20 protein-coding genes and 1 pseudogene are annotated in these 21,837 nt (G+C 71.0%); 9 read left to right on the top strand and 12 right to left on the bottom strand.

Annotated features, from left to right (window positions below):
* Positions 1-41 precede the first annotated feature (41 nt).
* The 3 genes from IG99_RS00220 to IG99_RS00210 all read left to right on the top strand — a co-directional run bounded on the left by IG99_RS00220 (position 42) and on the right by IG99_RS00210 (position 3,418).
* Complete coding sequence (locus IG99_RS00220; RefSeq protein WP_037668286.1) at positions 42-2,165, top strand: carbon starvation CstA family protein; 2,124 nt, start codon at positions 42-44, stop codon at positions 2,163-2,165.
* Positions 2,165-2,356, top strand: a complete 192-nt coding sequence (locus IG99_RS00215; RefSeq protein WP_037668284.1) for a YbdD/YjiX family protein — start codon at positions 2,165-2,167, stop codon at positions 2,354-2,356. Before IG99_RS00220 ends, IG99_RS00215 begins: the two co-directional genes overlap by 1 nt.
* A 117-nt stretch (positions 2,357-2,473) precedes the next feature.
* Positions 2,474-3,418, top strand: a complete 945-nt coding sequence (locus IG99_RS00210; RefSeq protein ID WP_037668282.1) for a hypothetical protein — start codon at positions 2,474-2,476, stop codon at positions 3,416-3,418.
* 17 nt (positions 3,419-3,435) lie between these two features.
* Here IG99_RS00210 and IG99_RS00205 read toward each other — a convergent pair whose 3' ends face one another.
* The 3 genes from IG99_RS00205 to IG99_RS00195 form a co-directional block, all read right to left on the bottom strand.
* Positions 3,436-4,239: an SURF1 family cytochrome oxidase biogenesis protein gene (locus IG99_RS00205; protein ID WP_037668280.1), complete on the bottom strand. Its 804-nt coding sequence runs from the start codon at positions 4,237-4,239 to the stop codon at positions 3,436-3,438.
* A 49-nt stretch (positions 4,240-4,288) separates the two neighbouring features.
* Complete coding sequence (locus IG99_RS00200; RefSeq protein WP_078947469.1) at positions 4,289-4,522, bottom strand: hypothetical protein; 234 nt, start codon at positions 4,520-4,522, stop codon at positions 4,289-4,291.
* An 80-nt stretch (positions 4,523-4,602) separates the two neighbouring features.
* Positions 4,603-5,595 carry a DEDDh family exonuclease gene (locus tag IG99_RS00195; RefSeq protein ID WP_037668278.1) on the bottom strand — a complete coding sequence of 331 codons (993 nt, stop codon included), beginning with the start codon at positions 5,593-5,595 and terminating at the stop codon, positions 4,603-4,605.
* Positions 5,596-5,813: 218 nt separating this feature from the next.
* Here IG99_RS00195 and IG99_RS00190 point away from each other — a divergent pair.
* Positions 5,814-6,858 (top strand): annotated as a pseudogene (locus IG99_RS00190) (zinc-dependent alcohol dehydrogenase family protein).
* Positions 6,859-6,933: 75 nt separating this feature from the next.
* Positions 6,934-7,473, top strand: coding sequence for a DUF6083 domain-containing protein (locus IG99_RS00185; protein ID WP_234311724.1), 540 nt, complete (start codon positions 6,934-6,936; stop codon positions 7,471-7,473).
* A 25-nt stretch (positions 7,474-7,498) separates the two neighbouring features.
* On the opposite strand, the gene IG99_RS00180 is transcribed toward IG99_RS00185, so the two are convergent.
* The 4 genes from IG99_RS00180 to IG99_RS00165 all read right to left on the bottom strand — a co-directional run bounded on the left by IG99_RS00180 (position 7,499) and on the right by IG99_RS00165 (position 12,614).
* Positions 7,499-8,863, bottom strand: coding sequence for a CoA transferase (locus IG99_RS00180; RefSeq protein ID WP_037668277.1), 1,365 nt, complete (start codon positions 8,861-8,863; stop codon positions 7,499-7,501).
* 7 nt (positions 8,864-8,870) lie between these two features.
* Complete coding sequence (locus IG99_RS00175; RefSeq protein ID WP_037668276.1) at positions 8,871-9,416, bottom strand: hypothetical protein; 546 nt, start codon at positions 9,414-9,416, stop codon at positions 8,871-8,873.
* 75 nt (positions 9,417-9,491) lie between these two features.
* Positions 9,492-11,018 carry a S8 family peptidase gene (locus tag IG99_RS00170; RefSeq protein WP_037668274.1) on the bottom strand — a complete coding sequence of 509 codons (1,527 nt, stop codon included), beginning with the start codon at positions 11,016-11,018 and terminating at the stop codon, positions 9,492-9,494.
* Positions 11,019-11,084: 66 nt separating this feature from the next.
* Entirely contained in the window at positions 11,085-12,614 is a 1,530-nt protein-coding gene (locus IG99_RS00165; RefSeq protein ID WP_037668272.1) for a S8 family peptidase, read from the bottom strand.
* Between the two features lie 248 nt (positions 12,615-12,862).
* Here IG99_RS00165 and IG99_RS00160 point away from each other — a divergent pair, with 248 nt between their 5' ends.
* From IG99_RS00160 to moaA, 3 genes are all read left to right on the top strand, one after another.
* Positions 12,863-13,219 (top strand): DUF485 domain-containing protein, encoded by a 357-nt coding sequence (locus IG99_RS00160; RefSeq protein ID WP_037668271.1) that lies wholly within the window; start codon positions 12,863-12,865, stop codon positions 13,217-13,219.
* On the top strand, positions 13,216-14,835 hold the full coding sequence (locus IG99_RS00155; protein WP_037668269.1) for a solute symporter family protein: 1,620 nt from the start codon (positions 13,216-13,218) through the stop codon (positions 14,833-14,835). Before IG99_RS00160 ends, IG99_RS00155 begins: the two co-directional genes overlap by 4 nt.
* Before the next feature lie 169 nt (positions 14,836-15,004).
* Positions 15,005-15,994 (top strand): GTP 3',8-cyclase MoaA, encoded by a 990-nt coding sequence (moaA, locus tag IG99_RS00150; RefSeq protein WP_037669511.1) that lies wholly within the window; start codon positions 15,005-15,007, stop codon positions 15,992-15,994.
* Positions 15,995-16,083: 89 nt separating this feature from the next.
* On the opposite strand, the gene IG99_RS44755 is transcribed toward moaA, so the two are convergent.
* Together IG99_RS44755 and IG99_RS00145 are read right to left on the bottom strand one after the other, a co-directional pair.
* Entirely contained in the window at positions 16,084-16,317 is a 234-nt protein-coding gene (locus IG99_RS44755) for a hypothetical protein (protein ID WP_063768278.1), read from the bottom strand.
* Positions 16,318-16,495: 178 nt separating this feature from the next.
* Positions 16,496-16,882, bottom strand: a complete 387-nt coding sequence (locus tag IG99_RS00145; protein WP_037668267.1) for a DUF3099 domain-containing protein — start codon at positions 16,880-16,882, stop codon at positions 16,496-16,498.
* Positions 16,883-17,091: 209 nt separating this feature from the next.
* Here IG99_RS00145 and IG99_RS00140 point away from each other — a divergent pair, with 209 nt between their 5' ends.
* Positions 17,092-17,376, top strand: a complete 285-nt coding sequence (locus IG99_RS00140; protein ID WP_037668265.1) for a GlsB/YeaQ/YmgE family stress response membrane protein — start codon at positions 17,092-17,094, stop codon at positions 17,374-17,376.
* A gap of 72 nt (positions 17,377-17,448) precedes the next feature.
* On the opposite strand, the gene tyrS is transcribed toward IG99_RS00140, so the two are convergent.
* The 3 genes from tyrS to IG99_RS00125 are packed head-to-tail and all read right to left on the bottom strand — an operon-like array spanning position 17,449 to position 21,688.
* Complete coding sequence (tyrS, locus tag IG99_RS00135; protein ID WP_037668263.1) at positions 17,449-18,717, bottom strand: tyrosine--tRNA ligase; 1,269 nt, start codon at positions 18,715-18,717, stop codon at positions 17,449-17,451.
* 56 nt (positions 18,718-18,773) lie between these two features.
* Positions 18,774-20,168: a metallopeptidase TldD-related protein gene (locus tag IG99_RS00130; protein WP_037668262.1), complete on the bottom strand. Its 1,395-nt coding sequence runs from the start codon at positions 20,166-20,168 to the stop codon at positions 18,774-18,776.
* On the bottom strand, positions 20,165-21,688 hold the full coding sequence (locus IG99_RS00125; RefSeq protein WP_037669509.1) for a TldD/PmbA family protein: 1,524 nt from the start codon (positions 21,686-21,688) through the stop codon (positions 20,165-20,167). Before IG99_RS00125 ends, IG99_RS00130 begins: the two co-directional genes overlap by 4 nt.
* Between the last annotated feature and the right edge of the window lie 149 nt (positions 21,689-21,837).

Genomic DNA, 21,837 nt, shown 5'->3' with positions numbered 1-21,837 from the left:
GTGTCACGAGGTGTCCCGCACCGCCCCGGTGAGGAGCCGCCATGCCTACGTCCACCCTGCCCGAAACCGACCTGCCCGCGCCCGAAAAGCCACGTATGCCACTCCGATCCGTCCTGCTGTGGACCGGCGTCGCACTGCTCGGCGCCGTCGCCTGGGGCGTCCTCGCGCTGGCCCGGGGCGAGAAGATCTCCGCGGTCTGGCTCGTCGTCGCCGCGCTCGGTTCCTACGCCATCGCCTACCGCTTCTACTCCCGCTTCATCGCCCGCCGCGTGCTGCGGCCGGACGACCGCAGGGCCACCCCCGCCGAACGCCTGGAGGACGGCGTCGACTTCCACCCCACCGACCGCCGGGTCCTGCTCGGCCACCACTTCGCCGCCATCGCCGGCGCCGGACCGCTGGTCGGCCCGGTGCTCGCGGCCCAGATGGGCTACCTTCCCGGCACCCTGTGGATCGTCGCCGGAGTGATCTTCGCCGGGGCGGTACAGGACATGGTCGTGCTGTTCCTGTCGATGCGACGGGACGGCAAGTCGCTCGGTCAAATGGCCCGCGACGAGATCGGCCGCGCCGGCGGGGCGGCGGCCCTGATCGCGGTCTTCGCCATCATGATCATCCTGCTGGGCGTGCTCGCGCTGGTCGTGGTGAACGCGCTGGCCCACTCCCCGTGGGGCACCTTCTCCGTCGCCATGACGATCCCCATCGCCCTCTTCATGGGCTTCTGGATGCACCGCATCCGCCCCGGCCGGGTCGTCGAGACCAGCCTCATCGGCGTCGCGCTGCTCCTCCTCGCGATCGTCGGCGGCAGCTGGGTGCAGAACTCCTCCCTCGCCGGCACCTTCACCCTCAGCCCCACCACTCTCGTCTTCTGCCTGGTCGGTTACGGCTTCGTCGCCTCCGTCCTGCCCGTGTGGATGCTGCTCGCGCCGCGCGACTACCTCTCCACCTTCATGAAGATCGGCACGATCGCGCTGCTCGCGGTCGGTGTGGTCGTGGCCGCGCCCGTGCTCAGGGCGGACGCGGTGAGCGACTTCGCGACCTCGGGTGCGGGTCCGGTCTTCGCGGGCTCGTTGTTCCCCTTCCTGTTCATCACGATCGCCTGCGGCGCGCTGTCCGGCTTCCACGCCCTGGTCTCCTCCGGGACCACCCCGAAGCTGATCCAGAAGGAGTCGCAGGTCCGGATGATCGGCTACGGCGCCATGCTCATGGAGTCGTTCGTCGCGATCATGGCTCTGATCGCCGCGGCGACCCTGGAGCCGGGCCTGTACTACGCGATGAACGCACCGGCGGGCCTGCTCGGCGCGACGGCCGAGTCCGCGTCCCACGCGGTGGCCGGCCTCGGCTTCACCATCACGCCCGACCAGCTCACCCAGGCCGCCAAAGCCGTCGAGGAGCAGACCCTGATCGCCCGCTCCGGCGGCGCGCCCACCCTCGCCGTCGGTATGTCGGAGATCTTCTCCGGCGTCTTCGGCGGCACGGCGATGAAGGCGTTCTGGTACCACTTCGCCATCATGTTCGAGGCGCTGTTCATCCTGACCACGGTGGACGCGGGCACCCGGGTCGGCCGGTTCATGCTCCAGGACATGCTCGGCAACGTGTGGAAGCCGGTCGGCCGGGTCAACTGGAAGCCGGGCATCTGGCTGTGCAGCGCGCTGGTCGTCGCCGCGTGGGGCTACTTCCTCTACACCGGCGCCACCGACCCGCTGGGCGGAATCAACCAGCTCTTCCCGCTCTTCGGCATCGCCAACCAGCTCCTCGCCGCCATCGCCCTCGCCGTCTGCACGACGGTCCTGATCAAGTCCGGCCGTCTGCGCTGGGCCTGGGTCACGGGCGTCCCGCTGGCCTGGGTCGTCGCGATCACCTTCACCGCCGGCTGGCAGAAGATCTTCTCCGACGACCCCAAGATCGGCTTCTTCGCCCAGCGCGCGAAGTACGCCGACGCGATCGACGCGGGCCAGGTCCTGCCGCCGGCCAAGTCCCTCGACGACATGCACACGGTGGTGACGAACTCCACGGTCGACGGCGTGCTGATCGCCCTGTTCCTGCTCCTGGTCGCCGTGGTCCTGGTCAACGCGGCAGTGGTCTGCGTCCGCTCCCTCCGCTCCCCGGGCACCCTCCCCACCACCGAGGCCCCCTACGTCGAGTCCCGCATCCCGGAGGGGGCCCACTGATGAGGCGGGCGGTCCGCTGGGCCAGGGCGGTGCGGTGGTACCTGCAGGAGCTGACGGGCGAGTCGGAGTACGACCGTTACTGCGCCCACCGACACCGTCACCACCCCCACGCCCCCCTCCCCACCCGCAGGCAGTACGAGGTCCTGCGCGCCCACCACCGGGAGACCAACCCCCAAAGCCGCTGCTGCTGACCCGGCGCGACTGCCCGCACCTGTGACGCGCCTGGCCGCGGGCAGTCGCGCGGCGCCGGGCGCCTATGAACCCCTGCGCCGACCCCTCCGTAGACCCCGAACCCCGGCGAGAACGCATTGTTCAGACGCAGCCCACCCCTCCTCGCCCGCCCCGCCCTGGACGACGCCCCCCTCCACGCAACACTCACCGAACTCCGCCCCACCCCACAACTCCACGGCCTGGGCACCAACCACACCCGCCCCCCATGGCACCCCGCAGCCCACCTCCTCCGCACCACCCCCCGCGACTGGGACCTCCGTACCCACCGCGTCTGCGTCCTCGCCCAGCACGCACCCCCCACCCTCTCCACCCGCTGGACCACCGACCGCCCCGACGACCCCGACGCCCTCACCCTCCACGCCCACGTCCAGGCCATCCGAGCAGCGGCCCAGCTCAACGACCCCACCGCGGCCCGCGACGCCGAACACGCCTGCTACCGCGCCGCCGAGGCCTCCCCGGAAGACCCCACCCCCTGGCTGGCCCTGCTGCAGCTCCTGCACGCCTTCGCCGTCCCGCCCCGCGACGCCGTCCCGGTATGGACGGAAGCCGTCACCCGCGCCCCCTGGCACCGCGCGGCCTATCACCACCTCGTGCGCTATCTCTCCCCCCGCGCCCACGGAACGGTCGCCGACCTCATGGACTTCGCCCACCAGGCCGCCGCCCGCGCCCCGCACGGCTCGCCCCTCGCCCTGCTGCCCCTCGCCGCCCGCATCGAACTCGTCGCCCACCGCCAGCGGCTCTCACCCCTGGGAGCGAGCGGCCACTGGACGGAACCCCGGGCGTCCGACGAGATCGACGCCGCCCTGAACGGCTGGTTCCGCACCGGCACGGCCCCGCACGCCGAAGCACTGCTCGACCTGAACATCCTCGCGTTCGCCCTGATCCAGGCTCACCGCCCGACCGAGGCAGCGCCGGTCTTCCGCCGCATCGGCCGCCGCATGACATCCCACCCCTGGGACGTCCTCCCCGACCCCCAGCGCACCTTCCTGTACTGGCGGGACCACCTGGCCGAGGGCAACTGAACGGGCACCCGCACTCGTCAGACCGGCGCGGACTCCGACTCCGGTTCGGACGCCGCCGACTCCTTCGCCGCCGTCTGCGCCCGGTCCCGGATCTCACGGCGGACCAGCACCAGCCAGCCGACGGGGACACCCGCGGAGAACAGCCACCACTGGATGGCGTACGCGTAGTTCAGCGCGGCGTTCTCGTCGCCGGGGTCGCCGAGCAGTTCCGGAGTGTCGCCCTTGGGCTCGGGTGCCGTCTGCGCGATGTAGCCGCCGAGCACCTGGGCGCCGAGACGCCGCGCCTCCTGCTCGCTGTTGATCAGCATGACCTGCCGGTCCGGCAGCCCCTTGAGGTCCTTGATACCGCTCGCCGCGGTCGTCTCGTCGGGCATCAGCCGCCCGGTGACGGTGATCCGTCCGCCAGGCGGAGCGGGGATCTCGGGGAACGCGGTCTGGCTCGGCCCGTTCGCGGGGATCCAGCCACGATCGACCAGCAGCACCTTGCCGTCCGTGAGGACGAACGGGGTCAGGACGTGGAAACCGACCTCGTCGTCGGCGTTGACGCGCCGCCTGACGACGACCTCCCGGCCGGTGTCGAAGTGGCCCACGGCGGTCACACGGTGGTACCGCTCGGCGTCGGTCACCGCGTGCCCCGGAGAGGTGACCGTCTCCACCGGGACCGGCTTGGCGTGCAGCGCGTCGGCGACCAGATGGTTGCGGGCGCTGCGCTCCTCGTAGCGGTGCATCTGCCAGATGCCCAGCCTGATCATCGTGGGGATGAGAAGCAGGGCGACCAGTGTGATGATCACCCACTGCCGGGACAACAGGAAGCGGTACACCCCACGACGGTACCTCTCGACCCTGGGGCGCCCTCCGCGGGGTGCGTGCTCACACCCGGTCCACGATGCCCGCCTTCCCCTCGGCCCGCGCGCAGTGGGCGCCGCAGTACCAGTGGCCCTCGACCTCGACTCCCTGCCCGATGATCTGGACGCGGCAGTGCTCGCAGATCGGGGCCATGCGGTGGATCGCACAGGAGAAGCAGTCGAAGACATGCACAGCGCCCTGAGCATGTACCTCGAAGGTCATTCCGTAGTCATTGCCGCAAACTTCGCATCTCGCCATGCGCCACAGGGTGGGCCGTCACCGCCGCGCGGGCGAGTGGCCGGCGGGCGAGTCGCACGGCAATCACCCATACGTACGGGTCACCCGTCGGCCGGCGCCACGTCGCGCAGCAGCTGCCCGAACGCGGCCTCGTCGACGACCGGCGTGCCGTACTGCCGGGCCTTGACCACCTTCGACGTCCCCGAGTCGGGGTCGTTGGTGACCAGCAGGCTGGTGAGCCTGGACAGGCTCGTCGCCACGTGCAGTCCGGCCTCGGTGGCGCGATCCTCCAGCAGGTCGCGCTCCACCGACGTGTCGCCCGAGAAGGCGACCCGCATGCCCTGCTTGAGCGGTTTGCCGTCCTCGTAACGGCCCGGGTTGGGGTAGGGGCAGGCGGGGCGCTTGCGGGACGGGCGCCAACTGGTGGGCCGGTAGCCGCCCTGGCCGCCGCTCGCCTGCCGGCCGATGCGGGGCGCGGGCCCGTCGGTCCACTCGGTCAGCGGCCGGCACTCGAGCAGCGGGAGCCGTATGCCGCCCGCCGCCGCGGCCCGCAGGCTCGGCCGGAACGCCTCCGCCAGCACGCGCGCGTCGTCGAGGGCGTGGTGCGCGCGCCGCTGCACGACGCCGAAGTGCGCGGCGAGCGACTCCAGCCTGTGGTTGGGCAACGGCAGCCCCAACTCCTTGGAGAGCGCGATGGTGCACAGCCGTTGCCGCACGGGTGCCTCACACTGGGCGCGCGCGTACTCCCGCGCGATCATCTGCCAGTCGAAGACGGCGTTGTGCGCGACGAGCACCCGGCCGTCCAGGCGGGCCGCGAACTCCTCGGCCACATCACCGAAAAGGGGCGCGCCTTCCAGCATCTCGCTCGTCAGGCCGTGGATCCACACGGGGCCGGGGTCCCGCTCCGGGTTGACCATCGTGTACCAGTGGTCCTCGACCTCGCCGCGCGCGTCCAGGCGGTAGACGGCCGCGGAGATGATGCGGTCGTCGCGTGCCAGGCCGGTGGTCTCCACGTCAACGACCGCGTACCCGGGGGGATACGCCGTCGGCCACTGCGTGGCGGAGGAGGCTGCGGTCGTACGGTCTTCGAGCATGGTTCCTGAGGATACGGGCCACGACTGACACGTCATGAACGCGTGGTGCGCGCAAGGGTGGCGTCCCGTACGGAAGTTCGTCCGGTTGGTCCGGCTTGCCAGGACCGGTGCCTGTCTGACCGGTGCTCAGCCCGAGTGGCTCCGCTCGAAGGAGGAAGCCCCCGCCTACTACGTTTGCGGAGGTTCACCGCACTCTCCGAGACACGACAAGGACCACCATGCGCGCCACCACCATTCACGCCCCCTACGACATACGCGTGGAGGACGTTCCCGAACCCGTGGTGCAGCTGCCCACCGATGCCGTGGTGCGGGTGTTGCGCGCCTGCATCTGCGGCAGCGATCTGTGGGCCTACCGGGGCGAGGCGGCCCGGCAGCCGGGGCAGCGGATCGGGCACGAATTCCTCGGCGTGGTCGAGAAGACCGGATCGGCGGTGACCGGTGTACGGCGCGGTGACCTGGTCGTCGCGCCCTTCATGTGGTCCGACGGCGTCTGCGACTACTGCCGGGAGGGGCTGACGACCTCCTGCGAACACGGTGGCTTCTGGGGCACCGTCGGCTACGAACGGCGGTCAGAGCGAGGCCCTGCGCGTGCCCTTCGCCGACGGCACCCTCGTCCAGCTGCCGAAGGAGGCCGCCTCCGACGACCACCTGCTGTCCGCGCTGTTGACGCTGTCCGACGTGCTGGGCACCGGCCACCACGCCGCGCTCGGAGCGGGTGTCCGCCCGGGCGCCACCGTCGCGGTCGTCGGTGACGGTGCCGTCGGCCTGTGCGCCGTGCTCGCGGCCAAACGGCTGGGCGCCGAGCGGATCATCGCGCTGGGACGCCACCCGGTCCGCACCGACATCGCGCGCCGCTTCGGCGCCACCGACGTCGTCGCCGAGCGCGGCGAGGCCGCCGTCGAGGCCCTGCGTGAACTCACCCGCGGGCAGGGCGCGCACGCCGTGGTCGAGGCGGTCGGCACCGAGGAGTCGATGCGGACGGCCGTCGAGATCGCGCGGGACGGCGGCGCCATCGGGTTCGTGGGCGTGCCGCACGGCAGCGGCACCGGTCTCGACCTCGGTGTCATGTTCGACCGGAACATCGCGCTGCGCGGCGGGGTCGCGCCGGTACGCGCGTACATCCCGCAGCTGCTGCCCGACGTCCTGGACGGCACGATCGACCCGTCCCCCGTCTTCGATCTGACCGTGGGTCTGGAGGGCGTCCCCGACGGCTACAAGGCCATGGACGAGCGCACGGCTCTCAAGGTCATGGTCACCACCTGAGAGCCGTCCACGTGCTCCCGTTGCGCCCGTATTGCGCCCTTCCTGTGCCCGAGCGGCGACCACACGCTCGACACCATGGGGGCGATCGATGAGTCAGACCGGTCCGGGCGGACGGAACTCGGGTCACCCGACGAGGCGGCCGGGCAGCATCTGGTCGCCGTGCCGGGACCCGACGGTCACCGCCAGCGCCCACCGGGCACCGCGCAGGTGTGGGAGAACGTCGACCGGGCCCAGGCGGCCACGGAGCACGCCGACGGACCGGAGCCGCCCGACCCACCGCTGTGCCCGCAGTGCGGGCTCGCCGGCGAGCGACGGCCCACGTACTACGGGCGGTACATCCTCCTCGAACCCGTGCTGTCGGCTCCCGCGCACAGGGTGCCGGCCGGGCACCGCTGGTACGTGGACGCCGGCGGACGGGCGTGGAACGGCGGCGGTGACGAACCGGAGCCGGGCGCGGTGTGCCGGGTATCGCACCGGCTGGCCTGCCCGGGGCTGACCTGGCAAGAGGTCGGGCTTGTGGCGTGGCTGGACGAGGTGCGCGCGGGGAACGAGCGGCGCGCCCGGCGGCAGGCCGACGAGGGCCGGGCCCCGGGGCACCTGCCGGACACCGGGTGAACCGCCGCTCGGCCCGCCCCGGGGCTCACTCCCAGCGTGCCGGGTCCGCCCCCAACACCCCCGGAGCCCGCCGCCAGTCCGTCGGGCCTCCCTCCAAGGACACGGGGGACCGTGCGTACCGCAGGCGCCCGAGGTCGCTGTCCCGCTCGGTGAGCCAGGGGCCCGGTCCGTCGTACGGCAGGTCGTCGGCGGGGCCCTGCTCGATCCCGGCCGTCAGCCAGGCCGCCGTGCGGGCCAGTGCCAGTCGTACGACCCGCCCGTACCCCTCGTGGGACTGCTCGGTGAGTGCCCGCAGCACCGCGGCCGCGAGCAGATAACCCGTGCCGTGGTCCAGGGCCTGGGCCGGCAGGGCGCCGGGCTGCTCCACCGACCTTTCGAGCGCCGCGATGCCGGTCGCGACCTGCACCAGGCTGTCGAAGCCGCGCCGCCCGGCCCAGGGCCCGTACGCGCCCCATGCCGACAACTGCGCCACGACCAGGCCGGGCCGGCGCTCGACCAGGGCGTCGGGGGAGAGGCCGAGGGCGTCCAGGGTACCCGGGCGATAGCCGGTGACCACGACGTCCGCACTCGACAACAGCTCCTCGAAGCCGCGCCGGTCGGCCCGCAGGTCCAGCGTCGTCGAGCGCTTCCCGAAGCCCGTGTCGGCGTGCTGGTCGGGCAGTTCGGGCAGTTGCGGCGGGTCCACCCGCAGCACGTCCGCACCGAGCAGGGCGAGCGTGCGGGTGGCGACCGGACCCGCGGTGACCCGGGTCAGGTCCAGGACACGCAGCCCGGCGGCGGGCAGCAGAGGTGACCCGGCGAGCGGGGGCAGCACACGCGCGCGTGCCGTGTCCGACCGCTCCCGCTCCACCAGGGGCCGTGCGGCCACCGCCCTGCCCTGGGGGTGTGCCGACCACTCCGCGGGTGTCCGCAGGGCGACAGCCAGGCCGCCCGCCGCGCACACGGTCTCCTCGACCTCCCGGGCGGAGCGCGCGGCCAGCGCCGACTCCACGGCGGCGACGTCCTCCGGCACCCTCAGGGCGCCGAGCAGCCGGGCCCGGTGGTGCGGGTAGTTCGCGTGGGTGCGCACCCAGCCGTCCGCCGTCCGCCAGAACCGCGACAGCGGGGCGAACCCGACGGGGGCCCGCCCGTCGATCAGCAGATGGCGCTCACTGACGAACGCCGTGGCCACGGCCCCGTCGTCCACCCGCACCTCGGGCACCTGACCCAACCCGGCCCGCCGAGCACCCAGTTCGGCTGCGGCCAGCGCACACGCGCCTACGCAGGCCCGCGCCAACTCCCGTACCGGAAGGCGCCCCACGAGGGCACCCTCACGCGCGACCGTCGACACCCGGGAGAGCAGCGCGGGATCGCCACCCAGCGCGGACCATGCGACCTCGATCTCCGTCATGCCCGCACTATGCGGCATGGACCGGATCAACATGGGACGCGGCCGTCCACCACAGCCGCACCTCCTTGCGCACGTCCGTCGGCCGCAGCTCCCACCCGTGGGAGAGGGCGACCTGGGCGACGTACCACCCGCCCACGCCCCGGTAGACGGACAGGGGTATCGCGCACTCCACCGGCGGCCTCGCCCTGTTCGGGCGGCGCGGGGCCGAGGCCCGCGCGGTCCACCGCGCGACCGCCTTCTCGACGCGCGCCCGGTAGTAGGCCGTGTCGCCCTCGTGCCGCAGCTCGGGCCAGGTCACGAACCACGAGCCCAGGCGACGGATCCGGTCCAGCGCCACGTCCATCATCGCCAGGAAGCCGCGCTCGTAGCGTGTGCTGACCGCGGCGATCACCTCGGTCAGGAGGCCCAACGCGAGAAAGACCAGCAGGGTCGCGAGGCCCAGCACGCACAGCAACGGGAAACACACCACGGTCGCGAGGAAACGCACCGTCAACCGCCCACGGGGCCGGGCAGGTTCGGGCCCCCAGGTCGCGGGATCTTCGTACTCGAGCATGACAGTGATCATGCCGTGCGGACGCCGGGAGCGGGCGGGTGGCCCCGCCCGCTCCGGACCGCCTTCACAAAAGCCCTACCTCGTCACCGCGTCCAGCGCGTCCGCGGTGCCCCAGCCGTAGAAGCCGTTGTAGTTCCGCGGCCCCTCGCACACCGCGTCGACCTTGCCGTCGTTGTCGATGTCGTACGGGTCCGTGCACGCCGTGCGGTCCGCCTCGGCGTACAGCAGCGCCTTCACCAGGGCGGGGGAGGCGTGCGGGTGGGTCGACTTGATCAGCGCGGCCACGCCCGCGACATGCGGGGTCGCCATCGACGTACCGGCCATGTAGCCCCACTTGCCGCCGGGCAGCGTGCCCAGGATCAGGCCGCTGGTGGCCGGCGGGGCCGGGGTCTGCAGGCTGGTCGAGTCGCCGCCGGGGGCGGCTATGTCGATGACGCCCAGACCGTAGTTGGAGAAGGACGACTTGATGCCCTTCGCCCCGGTCGACGCGACCGTCACGACACCCGGTAGCTGGGTCGGGATGTCGAGGCACTCGGACGGGTCGACGACCCGGTCCGACGGGGTGCCGTCGTTCGGCGAGGCCGGGTCGGTGATCTCGTCGGCCGCGAGGTCGTAGCTCTCGTTGCCGGCCGCCGCGACGTTCACCGCCCCCTTCTTCTCCGCGTACCGCGAGGCCCGGGTGACGGCGTCCACGAGCGCCTTCTGGTCCGGGTCGTTCTTGCAGTTGAAGTACCACGGGTCGGTGTAATAGCTGTTGTTCGTCACGTCGACACCGTGCTCCGCCGCCCACACGAAGCCGCAGACCACGGCCTCCGTGTAGAAGTAGCCGGCGGTCGTCGACACCTTGATGCCGGCGACCTTCACACCGGGCGCCACGCCCGTCATGCCGACACCGTTCTTGGCGGCCGCGATCTCACCGGCCACATGCGTGCCGTGCGGGCTCTCCGCCGCGCTCGGCCGCCACGCCCCGTCGGCCGTGTCCGGCTTGCCGGTCACGCAGTTGACCGACGCCCCCCGGTCGAAGTTCGGCGCGATGTCCGGGTGGGTGTCGTCGACGCCGGTGTCGATCACGGCGACCGTGACCTTCGAGCTGCCCAGCGTCTTCTCGTGCGCCTTGTCCGCCTTGATGGCGGGCAGGTCCCACTGCAACGGCTCCAGCGGATCCTTGCCGTCGGCCGCCTCGGCGTCGGCCACCTCCGCGGCGCTGAGCACCTTCGGCGTCCCCATGTCCCCGGTCGACTGCGCGGGCAGCGGCGCATTGCGCGTGTTGCCCGCCGACTGGACCCCGCGCACCGCTCGCACGGTCTTGGCGAAGTCGGGGTTCGACGAGTGGACGACGATCACGCCGATCTGGTCGTACGACGTCACGACCGTGCCGCCGGCCTTGGCGATCGCCTTCTTCACGTGGGCGGAAACCCCGTGCCCGGGGCGGACGTTGACGACATAGCTGAGCGAGGTCGCGTCCGCGGCCGACGCTGTCTGCGGGGCGGCCTGCGGAGCCGCCGTGGCCGAGACGTTCGGCAGGAACGCGAGTGCCGTCGCCAGGGCCGTCCCGACGGGGATCACCAGGGCGCGGCGGTAGCGCGGATGAGGCGCTGTCATGTGTCAGTCTCTCCGGTTTCGGTCGCGGTACGGGTGGACGGTGCGGTAAGTCCCCATGATCCCGGGTTACTTGACCGCGCGCAGCGCATTGACGATGCCGAAGCCGTAGAAGCCGTTGATGCGCTTGCCGCCCACGCAGGTCGCGTCCTGCGTGCCGTCACCGTCCTGGTCGTACGACGCGGGGCAGGCGGTCTTGTCGGCCTGCGCCTTCAGCAGCGCCTGCAGCTGCGCCGGACCCGCCCACGGGTGCGTGGACTTCAGCAGCGCGGCGACGCCCGCGGCGTGCGGCGAGGCCATCGACGTGCCCTGCAGGAAGGCGTACTGGTTGTTCGGCATGGTCGACAGGATGCGGCCGTCCTTCGACGGGGTGTCCGGGAGCTGGTACTTCCGGTCGCCGCCCGGCGCCGCGATGTCGACGACACCCTTGCCGTAAGAGGAGTAGTACGACTTGAGGTTCTGCACGCCCGTCGCGCTCACCGTGACCACGCCAGGCAGCTGGGTCGGCACGTCGAAGCACTCGTGCGGGTCGATGGTCCGCTCCACCGGCGTGGCGTCGTCGGGGCTGCTGTTGTCGACGATGGAGTCCGAGTCCAGGTCGTGGTTGGAGTTGCCGGCCGACGCCAGGTTCAGCGTGCCCTTCTTCTGGGCGTACAGCTGGGCCCGGTTGACCGCGTCGACGATCGCCCTCTGGTCGGGGTCGTCCATGCAGTTGTAGAGCCACGGGTCCACGTAGTAGCTGTTGTTCGTGATCTCGACACCGTGGTCGGCGGCGAACACGAACGCGCACACGACGTTCTCGGGGTAGAAGAGGCCGTTGCTCGGGTCGCTCACCTTGATGCCGGAGACCTTCACGCCCGGCGCGACACCGGCCACACCGATGCCGTTGCGGGCCGCGGCGATCTCACCGGCGACATGCGTGCCGTGGTAGTCCTCGGCGGTGTACGGGCGCCAGGCACCCTCGCTGGTGTCCGCGACGCCGCCCACGCAGTTGGCCGACTGGGACGCGGAGAAGTTCGGGGCGAGGTCCGGGTGGGTGTCGTCGACGCCGGTGTCGATGACACCGACGGTGACCTTCCTGCTGCCCGGGTTGATCTGCGCGGCCTTGTCGGCGCCGATGGCGCGCAGGTCCCACTGGTCGGCCTCGAGGGGCTCGCTGCCCGGGGCGTCCGCCGAGGCGGCCTTCACCTTCGCGGCCTCCGCGGCCGACAGGTAGTCGGCGGCGCCCTCGTCCGTCGTGCCCGCCGCGACGAGCGGCGTGGTGCGCGTGGCACCCGCCGACTGCACTCCGCGTACGGCGCGTATCTGCTTGCCGAAGTCGGGGTTCGCGGAGTGCACCACGATGACGCCGATCTTCTCGTACGCGATGACGACGGTGCCGCCGGCCTTGGCGACGGCCTTCTTCACCGACGCGATCGTGCGATGGTCCGCCTTGGTGTTGACGACGTACGCCAGGTTCGGCCCGTCCGCCGTCGTCGCGGTGGACTGGGCGAGCGGCGCGGCCGAGGCCGCCGCCGGCAGGAAGCCGAGCGAGGCGGTCAGCGACAGCACGACGGGCACCGCGAGGGCGAGACGGTGTCTGGAACGCAGATGAGCCATGGGATCTCCACATCATCCGGAAACGAAACCGGCCCGAGACACAGGTGGCGCTCGGGCAGGTACATGACGGGTGGTGCAGGGCGAAGTTATCTCCCGAAGTCCCGGGCCAGCAATGCTTGATCACGGCGACTTCGGAAAGTGACCACCGGACTTGAACCGGCCCTAGCGCGCCGCCGTGACCTTGGGCAGGGAGCGCGAGGACACTCGCCTCCGACCGCAGTCGCCCCGTCCGCAACCGAGGAGAACCCGTGGCCACCGAGACACCGCCCCCCTCGAAAACCCCAGCCCAACTCCCTTCCACCGAGGAGTTCGTCGCGGTCTCCGAGAGCGCGGAGTTCGGTGAACTGCGCAGCTCCTACCGCTCCTTCGCCTTCCCGCTGACCGTCGCCTTCATCGCCTGGTACCTGCTGTACGTCCTGCTGTCCAGCTACGCGGGCGACTTCATGGGCACCAAGGTCGTCGGCAACATCAACGTGGCGCTCGTCCTCGGCCTCGCCCAGTTCCTCACCACGTTCCTCATCGCCTGGTGGTACGCGCGGCACGCCGCCGCCAAGCTCGACCCCAAGGCCGAGGCCATCAAGTCCCGGATGGAGGGCAACGCATGAGCCCCACGATCACCATCGCCGCGGGTGCGGCCAGCGAGCACCGGACGCTGATCATCACCCTGTTCTCGGTCTTCGTCGCCGCGACCCTCGTCATCACCGTCTGGGCGGGCCGCCAGACCAAGGACGCCGCCGACTTCTACGCGGGCGGACGGCAGTTCACCGGTTTCCAGAACGGTCTCGCGGTCTCCGGCGACTACATGTCCGCCGCGTCCTTCCTCGGCATCGCGGGCGCCATCGCCCTCTTCGGCTACGACGGCTTCCTTTACTCCATCGGCTTCCTGGTCGCCTGGCTCGTCGCCCTCCTGCTGGTCGCCGAGCCGCTGCGCAACTCCGGCCGCTACACCATGGGCGACGTGCTGGCGTACCGCATGCGTCAGCGCCCCGTCCGTACGGCCGCCGGCACCTCCACGATCGTGGTCTCGATCTTCTACCTGCTGGCCCAGATGGCGGGCGCGGGCGTCCTGGTCTCCCTGCTCCTCGGCATCACCAGCGACGGCGGCAAGATCGGCATCGTGGCGCTGGTCGGCCTCCTGATGATCGTCTACGTCACCATCGGCGGCATGAAGGGCACCACCTGGGTCCAGATGGTCAAGGCGGTCCTGCTCATCGCGGGCGCCCTGCTGCTGACCTTCCTGGTGCTGCTGAAGTTCGACTTCAACGTCTCCGAGCTGCTCGGCTCCGCCGCCGACAACAGCGGCAAGGGCGCCGCCTTCCTGGAGCCCGGCCTGAAGTACGGCGTCACCGGCACCACCAAACTGGACTTCATCTCCCTCGGCATCGCCCTGGTCCTCGGCACCGCGGGCCTGCCGCACATCCTGATCCGCTTCTACACGGTGCCCACCGCCAAGGCCGCCCGTAAGTCGGTCATCTGGGCCATCGGCCTGATCGGCGCGTTCTACCTGATGACCCTCGCGCTCGGCTTCGGCGCCGCCGCGCTCATCAAGCCCGACGAGATCACCACCTCCAACAAGGCGGGCAACACGGCGGCCCCCCTGCTCGCGCTCCACCTCGGCGGGATCGACTCCAACTGGGGCGCCATCCTGCTCGCCACCATCTCCGCGGTCGCCTTCGCCACGATCCTCGCGGTCGTCGCGGGCCTGACCCTCGCCTCGTCCTCGTCGTTCGCCCACGACATCTACGCCAACGTCATCAAGAAGGGCGCGGCCACCGAGAAGGAGGAGATCCGCGCGGCCCGCTGGGCGACCGTCGGCATCGGCGCCGTCTCCATCGTGCTGGGCGCCCTCGCCCGCGACCTGAACGTCGCCGGCCTGGTGGCCCTCGCCTTCGCCGTCGCCGCCTCCGCCAACCTGCCGACGATCGTCTACAGCCTCTTCTGGAAGCGGTTCACCACCTCCGGGGCCCTGTGGTCGATCTACGGCGGCCTGGTCACGGCGGTCGGCCTGGTGCTGTTCTCGCCGGTCGTCTCCGGCAAGCCCACCTCGATGTTCCCGGACGCCGACTTCCACTGGTTCCCGCTGGAGAACCCTGGCCTCATCTCGATCCCGGTCGGCTTCCTGCTGGGCGTCGTCGGCACGCTGCTGTCCAAGGAGGAGCCCGACAAGGCCAAGTACGCCGAGCTGGAGGTACGGTCGCTGACCGGCACCGGAGCGCACTGACCCGCTGGACACCGCCGACTCGACGGCCGCGTCGTGGGATCGTACGGACCTACGACGCGGCCGCTCCGTACCTCGTGGAAACGGGCCGGGCCGGCGTCGTTGTCGGTGGCGTCACGTAGGCTCGCAGGTGACGGAAGAGGACGTGTCCGCGACGAGGGAGGGGGCCCACGTGCTCATCGACACCTACGGCCGGGTGGCCACCGACCTGAGGGTCTCGCTGACCGACCGGTGCAACCTGCGCTGTACGTACTGCATGCCCGAGGAGGGCCTGCAGTGGCTGGCCAAGCCCGATCTCCTCACAGATGACGAGATCGTCCGCCTGATCGACATCGCGGTCACCTCCCTCGGCATCGAGGAGGTCCGCTTCACCGGCGGCGAGCCCCTGCTGCGCCCCGGCCTGGTCGGCATCGTCGAGCGCGTCGCGGCCCTTGAGCCCCGCCCCCAGATGTCGCTGACGACCAACGGCATCGGCCTCAGGCGCACCGCGACCGCCCTGAAGGCCGCGGGCCTGGACCGGGTGAACGTCTCCCTGGACACCCTCCGCCCGGACGTCTTCAAGACCCTGACCCGCCGCGACCGCCACAAGGACGTCCTCGAAGGCCTCCAGGCCGCCCGCGAGGCCGGCCTGACCCCGGTCAAGGTCAACAGCGTCCTGATGCCGGGCCTCAACGAGGACGAGGCCCCCGACCTGCTCGCCTGGGCCGTCGAGCACGACTACGAACTGCGCTTCATCGAGCAGATGCCCCTCGACGCCCAGCACGGCTGGAAGCGCGAGGGCATGGTGACGGCCGGCGACATCCTCACCTCCCTGCGCACCCGCTTCGACCTCACCCCCGAGGGCCAGGACGAACGCGGCTCCGCCCCGGCGGAACGCTGGCTGGTCGACGGCGGCCCCCACCGTGTCGGCGTCATCGCCTCCGTCACCCGCCCCTTCTGCTCCGCTTGCGACCGCACCCGCCTCACCGCCGACGGCCAGATCCGCACCTGCCTCTTCGCCACCGAGGAAACAGACCTCAGGTCAGCGCTGCGCAGCGACGCCCCCGACGAGGAGATCGCCCGCATCTGGCGCCTGGCGATGTGGGGCAAGAAGGCGGGGGCGGGCCTGGACGACCCGTCGTTCGTACAGCCGGACCGCCCTATGTCAGCGATCGGGGGCTGAAGGCACCCAGGGGCGCGGGGCTGTATCGATATGCGGCTCCGCCGCGTGGGCGCGAGAAACCACGAACAACCCGCAGTCGAACCGCGCCCTCAGCCCCCCTGCTCCTCCCACTCCTTCAAGAGCACCACGTCCTTCAAAAACCCCCGAACCCCCAGAAACTCCGACAAGTGCTCGCGATGCGACTCACACGCGAGCCAAGTCTTCCGCCGCTCCGGCGTATGAATCTTCGGGTTGTTCCACGCCAACACCCACACCGCGTCCTCACGGCACCCCTTGGCGGAACAAACCGGCGTCTCAACAGTTTCAACAGCTTCAGCAGTCACGAGCCAAGTCTCACAAAAAGGCGACGCCGAGCAGCCACGGGGGGAGCTGCCCGGCGTCGGTCTCTCGCTCCGACGGGGGATGCGGAGCGCGTACGAAGTATGTCATGGGTCACCCGCCCCGGGGCACCGGAACAACGTGATTGATCTGAGCTTTTCTTGAGCTTGGCGCACAACGCACTCATGGCCGGCGCTCAGCCGTCTCACCGGCACTGCCGTCCGGCACGGATTCCGAAGCGCCCTCCGCCTCGGGGCCCGCCTCATGCCCCGGCGTGATCATCGGCCGCATCGGCGTCGTCACGAACGTCGACGGTAGTCCCGGCGCGTTCTCCCGCCCGGCGTTGGCGATCACCACCGCGATGTACGGCAGTGTCGCGCCCAGAACGAGCGCCACGATCGCGACGTGCCGTTCCACGTTCCAGAGCAGCGCCGCGAGGATCACCGCCAGCGTACGGATCGACATCGAGATGACGTACCGCCGCTGCCGGCCCCGCACGTCGTCCTGGAGGCCTTGCCGGGCTCCGGTGATCCGGAACACCTGGCCGCTGCCGCCACGCTGCTTCCGCATCACATTCCACCATCCGCCCGCACGCTGTCCGCATGGAAAACCTGCGTCCAACGGTACGCCGCCCCGGGTCCGGGTTCGAGGCCGGGTCGTCTCCCGCCGACGCGAACGCGCTGCGCCATTCCGAGGAGGGGCGCACCCGACATGCGCCGTACGTCCAACGGGCCGAGACTGGGAGCAGCGCTCGGCTCGAGCCGTAGGAGGAGACAGCCATGGGCTGGTTCTGGGCCATCATCGTGGGATTCGTACTGGGTCTGATCGCCAAGGCGATCATCCCGGGCAAGCAGCACAGCCCCCTCTGGCTGACCACCATCTTCGGCATGCTCGGCGCCGTCGTCGGCAACGCGATGGCCCGTGGGTTCGGTGTCGAGGAGACGTCCGGCATCGACTGGAGCCGCCACATCTTCCAGCTGATCGCCGCGATCGTCATCGTCGCGGCCGGTGACGCGCTGTATATGCAGTTGTGGGGCAACAGAAAGATGCAGCGAAGCGCCTGAGCTCAGGCGGCGTGAACGTCGAAGGGAGCGGCGCCGTCAAGGCGCCGCCCCCGTCGCCGTGACCGGGTGCGCTCAGCCGCCCGTGACCTCCACGGCCGCCAGGTTCTTCTTGCCCCTGCGCAGCACCAGCCAGCGGCCGTGCAGCAGGTCCTCTTTGGCGGGCACCGCGTCCTCGGCGGTGACCTTCGCGTTGTTCACGTACGCCCCGCCCTCCTTCACGGTCCGGCGCGCGGCGGACTTGCTGGCCACCAGGCCGACCTCGGCGAAAAGGTCCACGACCGGACCCAGCGCGGCGACCTGGATGTGCGGCACCTCGGACAGGGCCGCCGTCAGCGTCCGCTCGTCGAGGTCCGCGAGCTCGCCCTGGCCGAAGAGCGCCTTGGATGCGGCGATCACCGCGGCCGTCTGGCCGGCGCCGTGCACCAGGGTCGTCAGTTCCTCGGCCAGCGCACGCTGGGCGGCCCGGGCCTGCGGACGCTCCTCGGTCTGCTTCTCCAACTCCTCCAGCTCCTCGCGGGACTTGAAGGACAGGATCCGCAGGTACGTCGAGATGTCCCGGTCGTCCACGTTCAGCCAGAACTGGTAGAACGCGTACGGCGTGGTCATCTCCGGGTCGAGCCAGACGGCGCCGCCCTCGGTCTTGCCGAACTTGGTGCCGTCCGCCTTGGTCATCAGCGGCGTCGCCAGCGCGTGCACGTCGGCCTGCGGCTCCAGGCGGTGGATCAGGTCGAGGCCGGCCGTCAGGTTGCCCCACTGGTCGCTGCCACCCTGCTGGAGCGTGCAGCCGTACCTGCGGAAGAGCTGGAGGAAGTCCATGCCCTGCAGGAGCTGGTAGCTGAACTCCGTGTAGCTGATGCCCTCGGAGGACTCCAGCCGGCGGGCGACCGAGTCTTTGGTGAGCATCTTGTTGACGCGGAAGTGCTTGCCGATGTCGCGGAGGAACTCGATCGCGGACAGGCCCTCGGTCCAGTCGAGGTTGTTGACCATGAGGGCCGCGTTCTCGCCCTCGAAGTCGAGGAACGGCTCGATCTGGCCGCGCAGCTTGTCGACCCAGCCACGGACCGTCTCCGGGTCGTTCAGCGTGCGCTCCGCGGTCGGGCGCGGGTCGCCGATCAGACCCGTGGCCCCGCCGACCAGCGCCAGCGGCCGGTGTCCGGCCTGCTGGAGGCGGCGCACGGTGAGCACCTGGACCAGGTGCCCCACGTGCAGGGACGGCGCGGTCGGGTCGAAGCCGCAATAGAACGTGACGGGACCGTCCGCGAGCGCCTTGCGCAAAGCGTCCTCGTCAGTGGACAGGGCGAACAGCCCGCGCCACTTCAGCTCGTCGACGATGTCCGTCACGGTCTCGTACTCCTTGGATGATCTTTCGGGCGGTCGAGTGACAGCCGCCTACGAGGTTATACGCCCTGACTGACAGAGCTCATATTGAAATCGGGGATACGCAGCGCAGGCATCGCGGCCCTGGTGAACCAGTCGCTCCACTCCCGCGGCAGCGTCTTCTCCGTGCGCCCGGCCTCCACGGCCCGCCCCAGCAGGTTGACCGGCGACTCGTTGAACCGGAAGTTGTTCACCTCGCCGGTCACCTCGCCGTTCTCCACGAGGTAGACGCCGTCCCGGGTCAGGCCGGTGAGCAGCAGCGTGGCCGGGTCGACCTCGCGGATGTACCACAGGCAGGTCAGCAGCAGCCCGCGCTCGGTGCTCGCGACCATCTCCTCCAGGGAGCGGTCCTCGCCGCCGTCGAGGATCAGGTTGTCGATCCCGGGCGCCAGGGGCAGCCCGGTCAGGGCCGCGCTGTGCCTGCTGGTCAGCAGTCGGCCCACCTCGCCGTCGCGGATCCACTCGGTGGCCGCCATCGGCAGACCGTTGTCGAACACCGACTGGTCGCCCCCGGACGAGTGCGCGAGCACGAACGGAGCGGACTCCAGCCCCGGCTCGTACGGGTCGCTGCGCAGGGTCAGCGGCAGCTCGGTCAGCCGCTCGCCGACGCGCGTGCCGCCGCCGGGCTTGGAGAACACCGTGCGGCCCTCGACCGCGTCCCGGCCCGAGGAGGACCACATCTGGTAGATCAGCAGGTCCGCCACGGCCGTCGGCGGCAGCAGCGTCTCGTACCGCCCGGCGGGCAGCTCGAAGCGCCGCTCGGCCCAGCCGAGGCGTACGGCCAGCTCCGCGTCGAGCGCCGCAGGGTCGACGTCCTTGAAGTCCCGAGTGGAGCGGCCCGCCCACGCCGAGCGCGTACGGTCGGGCGACTTGGCGTTCAGCTCCAGCGTCCCGTTGGGCTGGTCGTGCCGCAGGCGCAGTCCCGTCGAGGTGCCGAGGTAGCTGGAGACCAGCTCGTGGTTGGCGAATCCGTACAGTTCGCGGCCGCCCGCACGCGCGCGTGCGAAGGACTCGCCGAGCGCCGGGGCGAAGTCGGCGAACACCGCGGAGGAGGTCTCCGCGGGCGCGTCCGTGAAGTCGGGCGACTCGGGGACGTCCCTGATCAGCGGTTGCGCGTCCTCGGCGGGCCCCGCGCCGCGCGCGGCGGCCTCGGCTGCCCGCACCAGCGACTCCAGTTCGTCCACGGTCACCGCGGAGCGCGAGACGACCCCGGAGGCGGTGCCCTCCTTGCCGTCGACCGTCGCGATGACGGTGAGCGTGCGCCCGCGCGTGACGCCGTTCGTGGTGAGCGCGTTGCCCGCCCAGCGCAGGTTGGCGGTCGACTGTTCGTCGGCGATGACCACGCACCCGTCGGCCCGGGACAGCTCGAGGGCGCGCTCGACGACCTCGTGCGGCTTGTTGCTACGGGCGCTCATCGGCCGGCCTCCTGCGTGGTGTTGAGGATGTTGACGCCCTTGAACAGGGCCGACGGGCAGCCGTGCGAGACCGCCGCCACCTGACCCGGCTGGGCCTTGCCGCAGTTGAAGGCGCCCCCGAGGACGTAGGTCTGCGGGCCGCCCACCGCGGCCATCGAGCCCCAGAAGTCGGTCGTGGTCGCCTGGTAGGCCACGTCCCGCAGCTGACCCGTGATCCGCCCGTTCTCGATCCTGAAGAACCGCTGCCCGGTGAACTGGAAGTTGTAGCGCTGCATGTCGATGGACCAGGACCGGTCCCCGACGACGTAGATCCCGCGGTCCACGCTGCCGATCAGGTCCTCCGTGGACATGCCGGCCGGGTCCGGCCGGAGCGACACGTTGGCCATGCGCTGCACCGGCACATGGCCGGGGGAGTCGGCGAACGCGCAGCCGTTGGAACGCTCGAAGCCGGTCAGCTTCGCGATCCGCCGGTCGAGCTGGTAGCCGACCAGCGTGCCGTCCTTCACCAGGTCCCAGCTCTGCCCCTCGACGCCCTCGTCGTCGTACCCGATGGTCGCCAGGCCGTGCTCGGCGGTGCGGTCACCGGTGACGTTCATCAGTTCGGAGCCGTACTTCAGCTTGCCGATCTGGTCGAAGGTGGCGAAGGAGGTACCGGCGTAGGCCGCCTCGTAGCCGAGGGCCCGGTCCAGTTCGGTGGCGTGGCCGATCGACTCGTGGATGGTCAGCCACAGGTTGGACGGGTCGACGACCAGGTCGTACAGGCCCGGCTCGACGCTGGGCGCCCGCATCTTCTCGGCGAGCAGCTCCGGGATCCGCTCCAGCTCCTCGTCCCAGTCCCAGCCGGTGCCGGTGAGGTACTCCCAGCCGCGTCCGACCGGCGGCGCGATGGTCCGCATGGAGTCGAACTCGCCGCTCGACTCGTCCACCGACACCGCCGTCAGCGAAGGATGCAGCCGGACCCGCTGCTGGGTGGTGACCGTCCCGGCCGTGTCGGCGTAGAACTTGTTCTCGTGGACGGTGAGCAGTGAGGCGTCGACGTGGTTGATCCCGGGGGCGGCGAGCAGCCGCGTGCTCCACTCCGCGAGCAGCGCCGACTTCTCCTCGTCGGGCACGCTGAACGGGTCGATCCCGTACGACGAGATCCACGTCTTGTCGGCGTGCACGGGCTCGTGGGCGAGCTCCACCCGCTCGTCCGACCCCGCGGCCTTGATCACCTGCGCGGAGAGCTTGGCCATGGCCACCGCCTGCGAGGCGACCTTGGCGGCGGCGTCCAGGGTGAGGTCCACCCCCGACGCGAAGCCCCACGTGCCGCCGTGCACGACCCGAACCGCGTACCCGAGGTCGGTGGTGTCCGACGAGCCGGACGGCCTGGCGTCCCGCAGCCGCCAGGAGGCGCTGCGCACCCGCTCGAACCGGAAGTCCGCGTGCTCGGCGCCCAGCGCACGCGCGCGTGCGAGCGCCGCGTCGGCGAGGGCGCGTAGGGGAAGCGCCGTGAAGGCTTCGTCGATCGTATGAGGCACGGAGGTCTCTCCCTGGTGTCGTGACCTGTGGGCTCCGATCATGTCGTGGCGGCGGTCCCGCGGACCACACGTTTCCGTCCGCTGTCCGCAAACTTTCTGTAGGAAGCCCACAGCCAGTCCCGTGAGCCACTGTGGGTGCCCGAATGTCC

Source organism: Streptomyces griseus subsp. griseus, assembly GCF_000720255.1.
Lineage (GTDB): Bacteria > Actinomycetota > Actinomycetes > Streptomycetales > Streptomycetaceae > Streptomyces > Streptomyces griseus_I.
Note: the sequence above shows the minus strand (reverse complement) of the source record. Positions and strands in the feature narration are given on the sequence as shown.